Origin of the sequence: Stenotrophomonas maltophilia, from assembly GCF_003970865.1 — a bacterium.
GTDB classification, from domain to species: Bacteria; Pseudomonadota; Gammaproteobacteria; order Xanthomonadales; family Xanthomonadaceae; genus Stenotrophomonas; species Stenotrophomonas maltophilia_AR.
Window position 1 is genome coordinate 1 of record NZ_RXLZ01000020.1, and the last position, 15,503, is coordinate 15,503.

12 protein-coding genes are annotated in these 15,503 nt (G+C 67.5%); 9 read left to right on the forward strand and 3 right to left on the reverse strand.

Features of this window, described 5'->3' with window-relative positions; all coding sequences use genetic code 11:
- The 5 genes from EKL94_RS08580 to EKL94_RS08605 all read left to right on the forward strand — a co-directional run.
- On the forward strand, window positions 1-106 hold a 106-nt coding region (locus EKL94_RS08580; protein ID WP_148105804.1), incomplete at its 5' end, for an IS3 family transposase.
- Between the two features lie 191 nt (window positions 107-297).
- Window positions 298-1,947: a M28 family metallopeptidase gene (locus EKL94_RS08590; RefSeq protein WP_126928753.1), complete on the forward strand. Its 1,650-nt coding sequence runs from the start codon at window positions 298-300 to the stop codon at window positions 1,945-1,947.
- A 212-nt stretch (window positions 1,948-2,159) separates the two neighbouring features.
- On the forward strand, window positions 2,160-3,419 hold the full coding sequence (locus tag EKL94_RS08595; RefSeq protein ID WP_126928754.1) for a sensor histidine kinase: 1,260 nt from the start codon (window positions 2,160-2,162) through the stop codon (window positions 3,417-3,419).
- The gene (locus EKL94_RS08600) at window positions 3,409-4,179 is read left to right on the forward strand and encodes a LytR/AlgR family response regulator transcription factor (RefSeq protein WP_010484137.1); all 771 of its coding nucleotides are present in this window, start codon (window positions 3,409-3,411) and stop codon (window positions 4,177-4,179) included. The genes EKL94_RS08595 and EKL94_RS08600 overlap by 11 nt, the downstream gene beginning before the upstream one ends.
- A gap of 18 nt (window positions 4,180-4,197) precedes the next feature.
- Window positions 4,198-4,542 carry a hypothetical protein gene (locus EKL94_RS08605; protein ID WP_126928755.1) on the forward strand — a complete coding sequence of 115 codons (345 nt, stop codon included), beginning with the start codon at window positions 4,198-4,200 and terminating at the stop codon, window positions 4,540-4,542.
- A 39-nt stretch (window positions 4,543-4,581) separates the two neighbouring features.
- Here the strand turns inward: EKL94_RS08605 and EKL94_RS08610 are convergent, their stop codons facing one another.
- Window positions 4,582-5,196: a hypothetical protein gene (locus EKL94_RS08610; RefSeq protein ID WP_032128761.1), complete on the reverse strand. Its 615-nt coding sequence runs from the start codon at window positions 5,194-5,196 to the stop codon at window positions 4,582-4,584.
- 309 nt (window positions 5,197-5,505) lie between these two features.
- Between EKL94_RS08610 and EKL94_RS08615 the strand changes: the two genes are divergently transcribed.
- A complete protein-coding gene (locus EKL94_RS08615) occupies window positions 5,506-6,435 on the forward strand; it encodes an oxygenase MpaB family protein (RefSeq protein ID WP_126928756.1) in 930 nt (309 codons plus the stop codon).
- 317 nt (window positions 6,436-6,752) lie between these two features.
- On the opposite strand, the gene EKL94_RS08620 is transcribed toward EKL94_RS08615, so the two are convergent.
- Window positions 6,753-7,340: a TetR/AcrR family transcriptional regulator gene (locus tag EKL94_RS08620; protein WP_126928757.1), complete on the reverse strand. Its 588-nt coding sequence runs from the start codon at window positions 7,338-7,340 to the stop codon at window positions 6,753-6,755.
- Window positions 7,341-7,473: 133 nt separating this feature from the next.
- On the opposite strand from EKL94_RS08620, the gene EKL94_RS08625 reads away from it, so the two are divergent.
- Together EKL94_RS08625 and EKL94_RS08630 are read left to right on the forward strand one after the other, a co-directional pair.
- Window positions 7,474-8,697, forward strand: a complete 1,224-nt coding sequence (locus tag EKL94_RS08625; RefSeq protein ID WP_126928758.1) for an MFS transporter — start codon at window positions 7,474-7,476, stop codon at window positions 8,695-8,697.
- Window positions 8,694-9,866, forward strand: a complete 1,173-nt coding sequence (locus tag EKL94_RS08630; RefSeq protein ID WP_126928759.1) for an MFS transporter — start codon at window positions 8,694-8,696, stop codon at window positions 9,864-9,866. Before EKL94_RS08625 ends, EKL94_RS08630 begins: the two co-directional genes overlap by 4 nt.
- A gap of 216 nt (window positions 9,867-10,082) precedes the next feature.
- Here the strand turns inward: EKL94_RS08630 and EKL94_RS08635 are convergent, their stop codons facing one another.
- A complete protein-coding gene (locus EKL94_RS08635; protein ID WP_126928760.1) occupies window positions 10,083-12,194 on the reverse strand; it encodes a M13 family metallopeptidase in 2,112 nt (703 codons plus the stop codon).
- Window positions 12,195-12,370: 176 nt separating this feature from the next.
- Here EKL94_RS08635 and EKL94_RS08640 point away from each other — a divergent pair, with 176 nt between their 5' ends.
- Window positions 12,371-15,433 carry a bifunctional diguanylate cyclase/phosphodiesterase gene (locus EKL94_RS08640; RefSeq protein ID WP_126928761.1) on the forward strand — a complete coding sequence of 1,021 codons (3,063 nt, stop codon included), beginning with the start codon at window positions 12,371-12,373 and terminating at the stop codon, window positions 15,431-15,433.
- Window positions 15,434-15,503 lie beyond the last annotated feature (70 nt).

The following is a 15,503-nucleotide window of genomic DNA, read 5'->3' on the forward strand; positions in this document are numbered from 1 at the left end:
TGGGCTGGTGGAATACATCCAGTACTACAACGAAGAGCGCATCAAATTGAAATTGAAAGGCCTGAGCCCGGTAAAGTACCGGGAGCGGGCCCAATCGGTCGCCTGACCCCGTCCAAGTCTCGGGGGTCACTTCAAGGACGGGTTTACGGCGTCCCCCGCAACCGGACCCACCCCGCCTACCCTCAGGAAACCAGCTTTTGCTGTTGCTTCGGCTGTTGCCGTTGTTTCGGCAGGTGCAGGGCGCAGCCCTGCCGAATCCCATTACACTCCAGAAGGATTTCCCTGCTGGAGAGAGCAATGAAACGAGTAGTACTGGGCGTGCTGGCCCTGTCGGTGTCGAGCGCACTGATGGCGGCCACCCCGAAATTCGACGGCGCGCGGATCTCCGCCGACGTCAAGGAACTGGCCTCCGACGCCTACGAAGGCCGCTCCCCGGCCACCGCCGGCGAAGAGAAGACCATCGCCTTCCTCAGCAAGCAGTTCGCCGACGCCGGCCTGCAGCCGGGCGGTGACCTCAAGGACGGCAAGCGCCTGTGGACCCAGGCCGTGCCCCTGCGCAAGGGCGACATCGTCGGCGCACCGCAGCTGGCGCTGCACCAGGGCGGCAAGACCGTTGCGCTGGAGCAGGGCAAGCAGATTGCCGTGCGCGCCGCCATGAACGGCGCCAGCAACGTCGACATCAGCAAGGCGCCGCTGGTGTTCCTCGGCTACGGCGTGAAGGCCCCGGAGCGCAACTGGGACGACTTCAAGGGCGTGGACCTGAAGGGCAAGATCGCCGTCGTGCTGATCAACGACCCGGACTTCGAGACCGGCCAGGGTGACTTCGACGGCAAGGGCATGACCTACTACGGCCGTTGGACCTACAAGTACGAAGAAGGCGCCCGACAGGGTGCGCTGGGCGTGCTGATCGTGCACGAGACCGCACCGGCGTCGTACGGCTGGGCCACCGTGGCCGGCTCCAACACCAACACCATGTTCGATGTGGTGCGCGACAACCCGGCCGACAGCCACCCGCTGCTGGAAGGCTGGATCCAGCGCGACCTCGCGGTGGAGCTGTTCCGCTCGGCCGGGCAGGACTTCGAGGCACTGAAGAAGAAGGCGCAGCAGCGCGACTTCACCCCGGTGCCGCTGACCGGCGCCAGCCTGGACGCGAAGTACGCGGTGAAGACCGAGGTGATCACCTCGCACAACGTGGCCGCACGCCTGGAAGGCAGCCGCCACCCGGACGAGACGATCATCTACAGCGCGCACTGGGACCACATCGGCGTGGGTGAGCCGGACGCGCGTGGCGACCGCATCTTCAACGGTGCGCTGGACAACGCCAGTGGCACCGCCTCGCTGATCGAACTGGCCCGTGGCTTCGCCAAGGAAAAGCGCCCGCAGCGCTCGCTGCTGTTCCTGGCGGTCACCGCCGAGGAAAAGGGCCTGCTGGGTTCGGAGTACTACGCCACCCATCCGCTGTACCCGCTGGAAAAGACCGTGGCGGTGATCAACATGGACGGCATGGCGCCGTTCGGGCCGTCGCGTGACTTCGGTATCTACGGTGCCGCGCGCTTCGAGCTGCTGGACCAGCTGAAGGAAGTGGCCAAGGGCTGGGACATCCGCTACACGCCGGACCCGAAGCCGGAAGCGGGCCTGTTCTTCCGTTCCGATCACTTCCCGTTTGCCAAGCGTGGCGTGCCGGCGCTGTCCTGGTCGGCCGGCCAGGACTGGGTGGACGGTGGCGTGGCCGCAGGCAAGAAGGCCTCCGACGACTACACCGCCAAGCGTTACCACCAGCAGGGCGACGAGTGGCAGCCGGACTGGGTGTTTGCCGGCGCCGCCCGCGACCTGGAAGTGCTGTACACGCTGGGCAACCAGCTGGCCAACGCGCGCAGCTGGCCGAACTGGAGCAAGGACGAGTCGTTCCGCGCCGTGCGTGACGCCAGCGCTGACCAGCGCAAATAACGGCATGCGCCGGGTTCGCCCGGCGCCTCCCGGGTAGTGCCGGCCGTTGGCCGGCATCCCTGCGAGGCTTGCGGAGGTAACGCGGAGCCGGCCAGCGGCCGGCTCCGTCAGAACGGCTTCCATCCCCGCTTTTCCCCCCTTCGTCGCAGCCCGCTTGTTTGCCCGGTGGGCCGCCCTATGCTCGGCTCACCCCCTTCCTTCAAGGCGCCGCCGTGTTCGCCAGCCTCTCCCTCCTGCTTCGTCACCTGCTGGCCTGGGCTGCGGCGCTGTTCGTCGCCGGCATGGTCTGGAGCGGCATCTTCAGCGGCATGAACGATGGCCCGGGCTGGATCTTCGGCCTGCTGGCGATGTTCCTGATGATCTCCGCGCTGGGCAGCGCAATCACCCATATCCGCCGCGTCTGGCTGGTTGCCGGCCGGCTGGATTCGACCACGCTCTCCGGCCGCCAGCGCCGCCAGGTGGAACTGCCGATGGATGCTGGCCAGGCATTCTCGGTGGTGGAAGCGGCCATCGCCGAACTGCCGCGCGTTGAAGACGTGGAAAGTTCGGCCGGCAGCCTGCAGGTGCGGGCCTACGTGCGCCGCGTGGATGCCTGGAACGGCCGCCAGCCGTCGCGCTGGAACCTGCCGGCTCGGCTGGCGATCAAGCGCAACAGCGTGCTGGCCACGGTCACGCCGGGGCAGGGCACCAGTACCGTCACCCTGCTGTTTGAACCGGATGCCGGCTGGTGGGCCGACCTGCTGGCACTGGATGAGGGCAGCAACTTCGAGAACGCCGAAGCGGTCACCCGCGCGATCAGCCGCCGTGTTGCCGACCAGCGTCGCGACGAGCAGGCTGCGGCCGAGCAGACCCAGGTGGAAAAGGAACTGTCGGTGGCCCGGTTGAACCTGCTGCACGCGCAGGTGGAACCGCACTTCCTCTACAACACGCTGGCCAACGCGCAGGTGCTGACCCGCACCGACCCGGCACGTGCCGACCAGATGCTGGGCCACCTGATCCAGTACCTGCGCAGCTCGTTGCCACAGGTGGACGAATCGCTGTCCACGCTGGGCGTGGAGCTGGAGCGCACCCGTGCCTACCTGGAGATCCTGCGGATCCGCATGGGCGCACGGCTGGGGGTGGAGGTGCAGGTGCCGAACGAGCTGCACGGCGTGCAGCTGCCGGCGATGGCGCTGCAGACGCTGGTGGAGAACGCGATCAAGCATGGCCTGGAACCCAAGCCCGGCGGTGGCACGATCTGGATCCTGGCGCGTGGCTTCGATGACCATGTGACGGTGACGGTGGCCGACGATGGCCTCGGCTTCGGCCAGGGCACCAGCGGTACCGGCATCGGCCTGAAGAACCTGCGCGAGCGCCTGCGCCTGACCTGCGGCGAGCAGGCCGGCGTGGCGATCGTCGCCAACTTCCCCAGCGGTGTGGCCGCGACCATGACCCTGCCGCAGTCGAGCAAGGAGCGCAGCCATGCCGCTTGAGGCGCTCATTGCCGAAGACGAGGAACTGCTGCGGCAGTCGCTGGTCGAGCAGCTGGGCCGGTTGTGGCCGGACCTGAAGCTGGTGGCCGAGTGCGAGGATGGCGCCAGTGCACTGGAGCAGCTGGCCGAGAAGCAGCCGGACATCGCCTTCCTCGACATCCGCATGCCCGGCATCAGTGGTATCGAGGTGGCGCGCTCGCTGTCCGAGCTGAGTCCGCGTACCCAGGTGGTGTTCGTCACCGCCTACGACCAGTACGCCATCGACGCGTTCGAACAGGGCGCGATGGACTACCTGCTGAAGCCGGTCAGCGATGAGCGCCTGCTGGCCACCCGCGAACGCATCCTGTCGCGGCTGCCATCAACGCGCCAGGACGATGCCGTACTCGAACGCCTGCTGCGGCGCCTGGGGCCATCGCAGGGTGCGGCAGAGCGCCCGCCATTGGCCTGGATCACCGCCAGCAACGGCCGCGAGACGCAGCTGATCATGCTGGAAGACGTGGCCTACTTCCGCGCCGACAACAAGTACACCACCGTGGTGACCGCTGCCGGCGAGAGCCTGTTGCGCACGCCGTTGCGCGAACTGCTGGAAGTGCTCGATCCGCAGCACTTCCGCCAGATCCATCGCTCGACCATCGTCAACATGAAGGCGGTGGCAGCGGTCAGCCGTGACGATACCGGGCGCGGTGTGCTGCGCCTGCGTGGGCGTACGGAGACGCTGGTGGTCAGCCAACCTTTCATGAGCCTGTTCCGCGGCATGTAGCCGCATCCTGGAGGCACCATGCGCCTGTTCCTGCTTGCCTGCGTTGCTGCGCTGTCATTGGCCGGCTGCGAGAAGTCCAGCGAAACCTCGATCACCCGTACCAATGCCAACGGCGTGGATACGCTGTACAGCAAACGCACCGTGGTCGAGGGCGAGGCGCGGTTCCAGTGCATCGCCAGCAGCAGTGGCCACTGCCATTACGTGGTGCTGGACCCTGCCTGCAGTACCGATGCGGCGTGCGCTAAGCCACCGCTGCGCCGGTTCGCGGTGGCGGTGGGACAGACCGAGGCGATACGCGACCTGCCCAACGGCTTCCGCCAGTGCGTCAGCCAGGACCCGATAGAACAATGCCACCGTGAGTGATCACGGTGGCATTGTGGGTCCCCCCGCTTCCCTGAAGGGTCAGTAGGCAGGCTGCAGTGTCAGGTCGTGGTGGTGCTCGTTCTCGCCCACATGGTTCAGGCGGCCGACCAGTTCGGAGTGCTGCTTCATGCGCCCGATCTCGGTCATGATGCGGATGTCCTCGTGGCGCAGCTCGCGCTTGGCGGTGACCGCCTGCTTGTAGTCCAGCACTTCCGGGTAGTGCTCGGCCAGGTCCAGCGCCTCGGCCACGTTCTCGACGCTGTCGGCCTTGGAGCTGATGCGGGCGCGGCTGTTGAAGGCCTTCATCCAACGCTCGAAACCGGCGGTGCGGTCGAACATGTTGGCCATGAACCAGATCACGAACAGGATCGAGATCCATGAGCCGAACACCACGACCACGCGGGTGAAGGTGATGTGGTAATCGTCGCGCCACAGGTAGTTGGTGATCAGCCCGAGGATCAGCAGCGAGGCCGCCTGCCAGCCGACGATCGAGGCGATCAACCACTGGCACTTGGCCTGGGCCAGCACAGCCACTTCATCGCGGATCTGCTGCTCGCTGAGGCTGCGCCAGTGCGCGACCTGTTTTTCGAACGGGCTGCTGTAGAGCTCGTTGTCGCGAAGCAGTAGTCCCAAACCCTTGAACAAAGCAATCATGGCTGGCTCCTTGTGGAACGTGCGTCGATCAGCGTTGGACGGTGTGGCGGGTTCAGTTCTAGCACTTCCAGCGAGCCGTGCAATGGGCGCAATGCCTAGCGGCGTAAGGGTTTTGTCTGAATGGGTGAATGTTGTTGCGTCGCAACATCATGGCCGCAGCCTGCGACAGGATGTCGCAGGGTGAAACGTGCTGCGGCTGCACATGAAACCGCCGCTGAGCGCGGAGGCTCGCCGCCGGCGTCGTGATCGCCCAGAATCGGGGCCGACCGCGCAACCTGCGGCCGCTCTTCCGCCTTTCCTGGACCTGTGATGCCGGCTCTGCTGCAGCGACTCTCCCGCCCCGTCACCGCGCCGATCCGGCGCTGGGTACTGGAGGCCTTCCCGCGTGGCCAGAGTGGCATCGATTACGACCACCCGCTGGGCGACCCGGGCTGGTTTGGACCTGGCAGCGTCACCTGGCGCCTGCACGCCGAGTTCCCCTCGATGCTGGCCGGTGGCCTGTGTGCGCTGATGCTGCAGACCCTGCACCCGCGCGCGCTGGCCGGGGTCTACGACCACTCCAATTTCCGCCAGGACCTGGTGGGACGCCTGCGCCGCACCACCGCCTTCGTTGCCGGCACCAGCTATGCGCCCACCGGCGAGGTGGAGGCGCTGGTGGCCAAGGTGCGCCGCATCCATGCGCAGATCCGTGGCCAGACCGCGCAGGGCGAGCCCTACGCGGCGGACGATCCGCAACTGCTGACGTGGGTGCACGTGACGGAAGCATTTGGCTTCCTGCAGGGCTTCCGTCGTTACGGGCGGGAGGTGCCGGCGCACATCGCCGATCGCTACTACGACGAGTACCGCCGCGTGGCTGAGGCGCTGGGCGCGGTGGATGTGCCACGCAGCGAAGCGGAAGTGGCGGCGTACTTCTGCGCGCGGCAACCGGAGCTGCGCGTGGATGAGCGCTCGCGCGAAGTGCTGGAGGTATTGTCCGGCGTGCGCCTGCCGGTACCGGTGCCGGGGCTGTCGCGCGAAGTGTTCCTCGGCGCCGGTGCGGCGCTGCTGCCGGACTGGGCCGAAGGCATGCTGGAACGCAGTGGCCGCCAGCGTGCGCAGGCGGCAGCTTCAGCGAAGCTGATGCAGGGCATGGCGCCGCTGTTCCGCCGCGCACTGCCCGATGGCCTGGCCAGCCGCGCCTGCACGCGCATGGGCGTGCCGGTGGAAACCGTGCGCGAGTGGCCCGCGATTGCCTGGTAGGTGCCAACCTTGGTTGGCACGCATTGCGCGATAAAGCTTCATCCACGCATGGCGTGGATCTACGGACGCCATGGTTCTGGTGGGTGCCAACCTTGGTTGGCACGCGTTGCGCGATAAAGCTTCATCCACGCATGGCGTGGATCTACTGACGCCATGATTCTGGTAGGTGCCAACCTTGGTTGGCACGCGTTGTGCGATAGAGCTTCATCCACGCATGGCGTGGATCTACTGATGCCATGATTCTGGTGGGTGCCAACCAAGGTTGGCATCTACCGGAGCGGATTCCGCAGTAGATCCACGCCATGCGTGGATGGACCTCACCCGGCCGACTTCAACCCACGCAACAGCATCTCCAGCGCCGCCGTCGCCTGCCGCAGGCGCGCGTCGCCATCCTCGCCCTCGGCGATCCAGAACGCGGCCTCGGCCAGACTGCCGTAGATCAGCGACGCCAGCGCCTGCGCATCCACCGGCGCGACTACGCCCTGCGCAACCAGATGTTCGATCAGGTGCTGCATCGAGTGCACGCAGTGGCGTTGCGATTCCGGTGAGGCGCCACCCAGTACTGCGCGCGCATCGCGCAGCACGATGCGCTGGATCTCCGGCTCCAGCGCCATCTCAAGATAGGCGCGGCAACGCTGCACGAAGCCGTCCCAGGCATCGTCGGCGGTGTCACTGATCACCTGCAGGCGCTGGTCGGTCTCGGCATCGAGCTGGGCGACGACAGCCGCCAGCAGACCCTTCTTGTCGCCGAAGTGGTGGTACAGCGCGCCTCGGGTCAGCCCGGCCTGGGCGGTCAAGTCGTCCATGGAGGTGGCGGCATAGCCATGCGCGCTGAACACCCGGCGGGCGGTGGCCAGCAGGGTGGCGCGGGTTTCTTCCATCTCGGCGCGGGTGCGACGAACCATCCGGAGCTCCTTACATACACAGTGCATGATTATTTACATACGGCGCGTATGAATGTAGTCTCTTATTCATACGCTCTGTATGTATTGTCGTGGCGCCCCGTGCGCCAGGCAAGTCGCTGCCCTGGAGATCCTGATGGCCACCCCCTATCGCGACCTGTTCGCGGCCCCCGGCACCGCCGGCCTCGCCCTGGCCGGGCTGCTTGCACGCCTGCCGCTGCCGATGACCGGTATCGGCATCATCACCCTGCTGTCCCAGCTGCGCGGCAGCTATGCACTGGCCGGTGCGGTGTCGGCCACCTTCGTGCTGACCTACGCGTTGCTGTCGCCGCAGGTGTCGCGCTGGGTCGACCGGCGCGGGCAGGGCGGGGTGCTGCCATGGGCCACTGCGGCCACTGCGGCCAGTGCGGCCGGTCTGCTGTTGCTGCTCGCGTGCACGCTGCTGGCCGCACCGGGCTGGACGCTGTTCATTGCGGCGATGCTGGCCGGCTGCATGCCCAGCGTATCGGCGATGGTGCGCGCGCGCTGGACCGCGATCCATCGCGGACGACCGCAGCTGCAGACCGCGTATTCGCTGGAGACTGTGTTCGACGAGGTGACCTTCATCGCCGGGCCACCGTTGTCCGTCGGGTTGTCGATGGCGGTATGGCCACAGGCTGGCGTACTGGCGGCCGCCCTGCTGCTGGTGGTCGGCGTCGCCGCACTGGTGCTGCAGGGGGGCACCGAGCCACCGCTGCAGCACCACGAAGGTGCAACGCCCTCGCGCTCGCTGTTGCGGCAACCGGAGATCCGCCTGCTGGCGTTGCTGATGCTGGCGATGGGCGTGATTGTCGGTACGGTCGACATCACCAGCGTGGCCTTCGCCGAACAGCGGGGGCAGCCGCTTGCCGCCAGCGCGGTGCTGTCGGCCTATGCGCTGGGCAGCTGCGCGGCCGGCCTGTTGTTCGGTGCATTGAAGCTGCAGGCACCGTTGCCGCGCCTGTTGCTGGCCGGCGCAGCGGCCACCGCGCTGACCACGTTGCCGTTGCTGTGGGTCGGCAGCCTGCCGGGGCTGGCCGTTGCCGTGCTGTTGGCCGGGGGGGTCTTCGCGCCGACGATGATCGTGGCGATGTCGCTGGTCGAACAGCACATACCCGAATCGCGCCTGACCGAGGGCATGACCTGGTTGCTGGCCGGATTGAACATCGGCGTGGCGCTGGGCGCGGCGCTGTCCGGGCAGAGCGTTGATGCGGGGGGCGTGCGCAGCGGCTTTGTCGTTGCGCTGGTGGCAGGCGGTGGCGTGCTGCTGTTCGCCGTGCTCGCGCAACGTGCACTGCGCCCGTCTGCTGCATCCAGATCCCCTGAAGGCATCATCCCGTGAGCGCTTCATCGCCTGCGCACGCCGCGCCTGTGCCCCGCCATCCGTGGTGGGCGGTTTCCGCCGTCGGCCTCGCCACGTTCTCGGTGGTCACCACCGAAATGCTGCCGGTCGGCCTGCTGACCCCTGTCGCCGAAGATCTCGGCGCGTCCACCGGCACCGCCGGCCTGATGATCTCGCTGCCGGCCCTGCTGGCGGCCCTGTTCGCACCGCTGGTGGTGATCGCAGCCGGTGGCATCGATCGCCGTCGCATCCTGTGCGCGCTGCTGGGGCTGCTGCTGGTCGCCAACGTTGCCTCGGCGCTGGCACCGGGCATCGGCTGGCTGCTGGCCGCGCGCGTGCTGGTGGGGTTCTGCATGGGCGGCATCTGGGCCATCGCCGGCGGTCTGGCCGCGCGCCTGGTGCCGGCTCACCGCACCGGCATGGCCACCTCGATCATCTTCGGTGGCGTGGCTGCTGCTTCGGTGCTGGGCGTTCCGTTGGGCGCGCTGATCGGGGACGCATTGGGCTGGCGCAGCGCGTTCGTGGCGATGGCGTTGTTCAGTGCGGCGGTGGTGCTGCTGCATCTGCGGGTGGTTCCTGCGTTGCCGGTCAGTACATCGGTGCGGCTGCGGCAGTTCGTGCAGCAGCTTGGCCAGCGCGACCTGCGGCGTGGCCTGTGGCTGACCGTGCTGCTGGTGTCCGGGCACTTCATCGCCTTCACCTACGTGCGGCCACTGCTGACGTCCGTCTCGGGCGTGGATGCGTCGTGGATCGGTGCGTTGTTGTTCGCCTACGGTTTGGCTGGCATTGCGGGCAACTTCATCGCCGGGCCGCTGGCGGCGCGGCATCCACGTGGCACGGTGCTGGCGATCGCATCGGGCCTGCTGCTGACGCCGTTGTTGTTCCTTTGGCTGGGCAGCACGCCAACCGGCGGCACTGCGGTGCTGCTGCTGTGGGGCCTGGCCTATGGCGGTGTGTCGGTGGGCCTGATGAGCTGGATGATGAAAGCGGTGCCGCAGGCCGTGGAGATCGCCACCGCGTTGTATGTGGGTGTGTTCAACATCGGTATCGCAATGGGCGCGTGGGGCGGTGGCCGGCTGCTGGATGGCATGGGCCTGCATGCGAATCTGTGGGCCGCGGCCGGGCTTGCCATGGTCGCCACGCTGGTGATCGCCACAACGCGCCGGTAGATCCACGCCATGCGTGGATGGCTTGTAGGCTTGTAGATATGCCGACCAAGGTTGGCACCCACCAGAGCGGGGCATTCGCCAACCAAGGTTGGCAGCTACCAGAGCGGGGCATTCGCCAACCAAGGTTGGCAGCTACCAAAGCGAGGCATGTGCCAACCAAGATTGGCCGCTACCGGGAAATGAAACGGGCGCCTTGCGGCGCCCGTTCCAGTTACATCACCACACCTTGACCCGCTTGTCCGGGGCCAGGTACAGCTTCTGGCCTTCCTTCACGTCGAACGCCGGGTACCAGGCGTCGATGTTGCGCACGGTGAGTGCGCGGAACTGGCCCGGTGCATGCACATCGGTCAGCAGCGAGTTGCGCAGCGCCTGCTCGCGGCTCTTGCTGCGCCACGCCTGGGCGAAGCCGAGGAAGAAGCGCTGGTCCGGGGTGAAGCCTTCCAGGGTCTGGCCCGGCTTGCCCTGCAGCGACAGCTGGTAGGCATCGTAGGCAGTGCCCAGACCGGCCACGTCGGCGATGTTCTCGCCCAGGGTCAGCTTGCCGTTCACATGCACGCCCGGGAACGGCTCGTAGCTGCTGAACTGCGCGGCCAGCGCATCACCGGCAGCGTTGAACTGCTTCAGGTCCTCGGCGGTCCACCAGTTGTGCAGCTTGCCGGTCTCGTCGAACAGCGCGCCGGCGTTGTCGAAGCCGTGGCTGATCTCGTGGCCGATCACTGCGCCGATGGCGCCGTAGTTCACCGCGTCGTCGGCGGCGCCGTCGAAGAACGGCGGCTGCAGGATCGCGGCCGGGAACACCAGGCGGTTCTCCAGCGGCACGTTCATCGCGTTGATGGTCTGCGGCAGCATCGCCCACTCGCTGTGGTCGACTGCCTTGCCCAGCTTGGCAATGTTGCGCTGGTACTCGAACAGTTCGGCGCGCTGCGCATTGCCCAGCGCGTCATCACGGCGGATCTCCAGGCCGGTGTAATCACGCCACTTTTCCGGGTAACCCATGCCCACGGTCAGGCCGGCCACCTTGGCCTTGGCGCTGGCCTTGGTCTGCGGCGACATCCAGGCGAGCGCGTCGATGCGCTTGGCGAAGGCGGCGATGATGTTCTTCGCCATTTCGTCCGCGCGTTCCTTGGTCTTGGCGTCGAAGTGCTTCTCGACGTAACGCTTGCCGATCGCTTCGCCGACTGCATGGTTGGCGTCGTCCACCGCACGCTTCCAGCGGTCGCTCTGCTGCGGCGTGCCGCTCAGCGCGGTGCCGTGGAAGGCGAAGCGCGCGTCGGCGAACTTCTTTGGCAGGTAGGCAGCGGCACGGTCCAATGCATGGAAGGCCAGGTAATCCTTCCAGGCGTCCAGCGGCTCGGTGGCGACCAGCTTGGACAGGCCGGCCACGGCCTTGGGCTGCCAGACAATGAAGTCCTGCTGCTTGCCCAGCGCGGCCGCGTCGAGGAAAGCGTTCCAGTCCATGCCCGGCGCCTTGGCATTGAAGTCGGCCTGGGTCCACGGATTGGCACCCTTGGTCACGTCATTGGTTTCTTCCTGGGTGGCGTGCGCCTGCGCGATCTTCGTTTCCAGCGCGAGAATGCGCTGCGCCTTGCCTGCCGGGTCGGCAGCGCCGGCCAGCTGCAGCATCTGTGCGATGTAGGCCTGGTACTGCTTGCGCAGCTCGGCCATGCGGCCGCCGCCCAGGTAGAAGTCGCGGTCGGGCATGCCAAGGCCGCCCTGCACCAGGTACGGCGCATTGCGGTCCGGCTGCAGCAGGTCCACCGACACCCACAGGCCGAACAGGCGGTCGGTGTAGAAGTTGGTCGCATTGAGCAGATCGACGTCGGCACGCACGTCGCCGCCCAGGGCACGGGCCAGGCCGGCCTTGTCGGCGATCGCATCGATGGCCTTCAGCTGCGGCTGTACCGGCGCGATGCCGTGCTGCTCGATGCCGGCCTCGTCCATGTAAGCAGCGTAGTAGTCGCCGATCAGCTTGTCGTCACCGCTGGCCTGGGTGTTGCCGGCGGCGCCTTCGAGAATGGCACGGGTGTCGGCCAGGGTCTTCTCGGCGATGACGTTGAAGCTGCCGAAGCGCGAGCGGTCGGCCGGGATCTCGGTGTTCTTCACCCAGGTGCCGTTGGCGAAGCCGAAGAAGTCGTCACCGGCGTTGATGCTGCGGTCCATGCCGCTGGCATCGAAGCCGAAGCTGCCCAGCATCGGCTTGGCGGCCGCAGGTGCGGCATCGGCCGGCGCGGCGGTGCCGGCCGCCGGATCGGCCGGGCGGTCGCAGGCGGCCAGGGACAGGCTGGCAACAATGGCCAGTGCCAGGGTGGGACGGCGCAGCTTGGACATGGACTTCTCTTGCAGCGGAAAACCCCAAGTCTAATCCGCTCCGCCCCGGCTGGCCCTCCCGTTGTGGCACCTGCCCTGTGCGGGATCTGGCTGAACGCGCGGAAGCGATCTTCACGTCGTCACCGGGGTGGTGCATGCTGGGCCCAGGAACCCTGCGCGGACACGGGGAGGTGGCCATGCGGGGTGGGGTCAGGCGTCAAGAATGGCGTCCGCCGGCCGTTGAGGTCGGGGACGTTGAGGATTCGTTCGCGCATGAAGCCAGCCGACTGCACAAGGAAGACCAACCGATGCCCGCGCTGAAACGGGCGTTGGCCCGGCCGCTGCGCGCCATTACCTGGGGCGGGGTGTTGCTGGGCATTCTGTTGGTGGCCGGGTTGGCCACCATGCTGGCCAACGACCATCACCGCCGGCTGGAGGCCGCACAGCGCCAGAGCCGTGCGCTGGCGGTGGGTAGCGAGCGCCTGCTGGCGCTGGAGCTGCGCAACCTGGAGCGGGCGATGTCCGGCATCGCCGCCGATGCCGTTGAAGTGTTCCGCAGCGTGCCCGCGCAGGCGCCGGCGCTGCTGGATGCTTCCATCGGCGGCGTGCTGCGCCGGCATGCCGAGCTGCACAGCATCGTGGTGCTGGACAGCTATGGCCGCGCCCTGACGGCCGGCAAAGGGGACCTGAACCTGCCGCTGTGGACCGATCCGCAGCGCCGCGGCCTGGGCAGTTCGCTGTACATCGGCCCGCCGCTGCGCGCCAGCGACGGTGGCTGGGTGGTGCCGCTGGCGCTACCGATGGCCGGTGACCGCTGGTTGCTGGCGCGGCTGCGCTGCGGCGAACTGCAGCGCATCGTCGGCGGGCTCGATGTTGGCCCGAACGGGCTGGTTTCGATCAGCGATGCGGAAGGCTACATGCTGGCCCGCGTGCCAGACCCGCACGGCACGGTCGGTCGTCGCTACGATCTCCCGCATCGCGATCTGCTCGGCAAGCAGGCCGTGGTCGAGCTGGGCAGCCTGCCGGGCGCGGTCGATGGCGTGCAGCGCATCATCACCATCAGCACGCTGGAACGCAGCCCGCTGGCGGTACAGGTGGGCCTGGCCGACGAGGATGTGCTGGCACCGTGGTGGCCCTATCTGCAGGCATCGGTGGCCATCGTGCTGGCCTACATCGTGGTGTTGATGGTGCTGTTGTACGCGGTACGCCGCAGTACCCGCCGCCAGCAGTCGATGGCCGAGGAACTGAAGACCGGGCATGCCGAACTGCGCCTGGCCCACCAGGTCGGGCGCGTCTGCACCTGGTACGTGGACGAGGATGCCGCGCTGTTGCGCTGGTCACCGCTGGCGCGCGAGATCTTCGGCGTGCAGACCGATGCACTGCCGGTGGCTGATTTCTTCGCGCGCGTGCATCGTGATGATGCGGCGCGCCTGCAACAGGCCTTCGACCAGGCCTTCGCCGGTGGCGCGGTGCTCGACCAGGTGTTCCGCCTGGTACTGCCCGGGGGCGCAGTGCGCTGGGTGGGCGCACGCGGGCAGCGGGTGGAGGTGGCCGACAGCGAGCGCCGCATGATCGGTGCGCTGACCGACCTGAGCGAACGCTACCAGGCCCGCGAGCAGATGAGCGAAGTGGAACGCCGCTTCCGCCTGTTGTTCGACCGCAATCCAGCGCCGTTCTGGGTGTTCGATCCAGACACGTTGCGCTTCATCGAGGTCAACGATGCCGCCGTGCGCCAGTACGGTTACAGCCGCGAGGAATTCCTGGCGATGAGCATCCTCGACATCCGCCCGCGCGAAGGCTGGGACGAGGTGAAGGGTGCGATCGCCAAGGCCCGTGTCGGCGAGCTGCAGGATGCCACCGTGCGCCTGCACCGGCGCAAGGACGGCAGCGTGTTCGAAGTGCGCGCACATCTCTCCAAGCTCGATTTCGATGGCCAGCCCGCCTGCCTGGTGCTGGCCGAGGATGTGAGCGAACGGCTGGCCTACGAGCGCGACCTGGCCTACCAGGCGCGGCACAACCCGGCCACCGGCCTGCTCAACGTGCGTGCGTTGACCGGACAGCTGGACGAGCAGGAACAGGGCTACACCATCGCCTTCGTGCAGCTGCGCGGGCTGCAGCTGGTGGCCGATACGCTGGGCCGCGAGATCGGCGATGCGGTGCTGCAGTCGATGGCGACCCGGCTCGGTGGCCTGGGCGCGCGCTGCGGCACGCTGGCATTCCAGCCGGCGGAGGACTTCGTGTTCGCCATCGGTGCCGAGCACGATACCCAGCGCGTGCTGGACGACCTGCTGCAGATCGTGTCGGCGCCGATGCGCGGCAAGGATTCGCTGCACCAGTTCGAACCGCGCATCGGCGTGGCCGTGCACATTGCCGGCGACGGCCACAGTGCCGAGCAGGTGATCGGCATGGCTGCACAGGCCGCGCATGCTGCGCGCGCCGAAGGCAACGTGGTGGTCTGGTTCGACGCGGCGGTGACCACGCGGCTGGCCGACCGCCTGCGCCTGGCCGGGCGCATCCATGCGGCCATCGACAACGAATTCCAGCTGTACTTCCAGCCGATCCGGCATGCCAGCGATGGCAGCCCGGCCGCGCTGGAGGCGCTGCTGCGCTGGCCGCAGGCCGATGGCAGCTTCATTCCACCCAACGAGTTCATCCAGCTGTGCGAGGACACCGGGCTGATCCTGGCGCTGGGCCGCTGGGTGATCCGCGCCGCGGCCAAGGCGCAGCGCCGGCTGGTCGAGGCCGGTTGGGGCGAGCTGCCGATCGCAGTCAATGTATCGGCCGTACAGTTCTTCAACAGCGACCTGGTGGCCGAGTTCACCCGCGCCCAGCAGGAGTTCGGCCTGGCCCGCGGCGCACTGCACGTGGAGCTGACCGAGAGCAGCCTGATGCGCAAGCCGGCGCAGGCGATGCAGACCATGCAGCGCCTGCACGAGCAGGGCATCAGCGTGTCGCTGGATGACTTCGGTACCGGCTATTCCAGCATGTCCTACCTGCAGCACCTGCCGTTGGACATCCTGAAGATCGACCGCAGTTTCGTTGCCGATGTGGAAACCAATCCGCGTAATGCCTCGATCTGCCGCGCGCTGCTGTCGCTGGGCCACAGCATGGGCCTGACCATCATCGCCGAAGGCGTGGAAACGCCGGGACAGCTGGACTGGCTGGCTGCGCACGGCTGCGACCAGGTGCAGGGTTACCTGCTGGGGCGGCCGGCACCGCTGGAACGGATCATCGAGGCGCTGGATGAGGTGGCCGCCTAAGTGGTAGTGCCGGCCGCTGGCCGGCATTCGCCCAGGACCGGGATGGGTCTGATTGCCGGCCAGCGGCCGG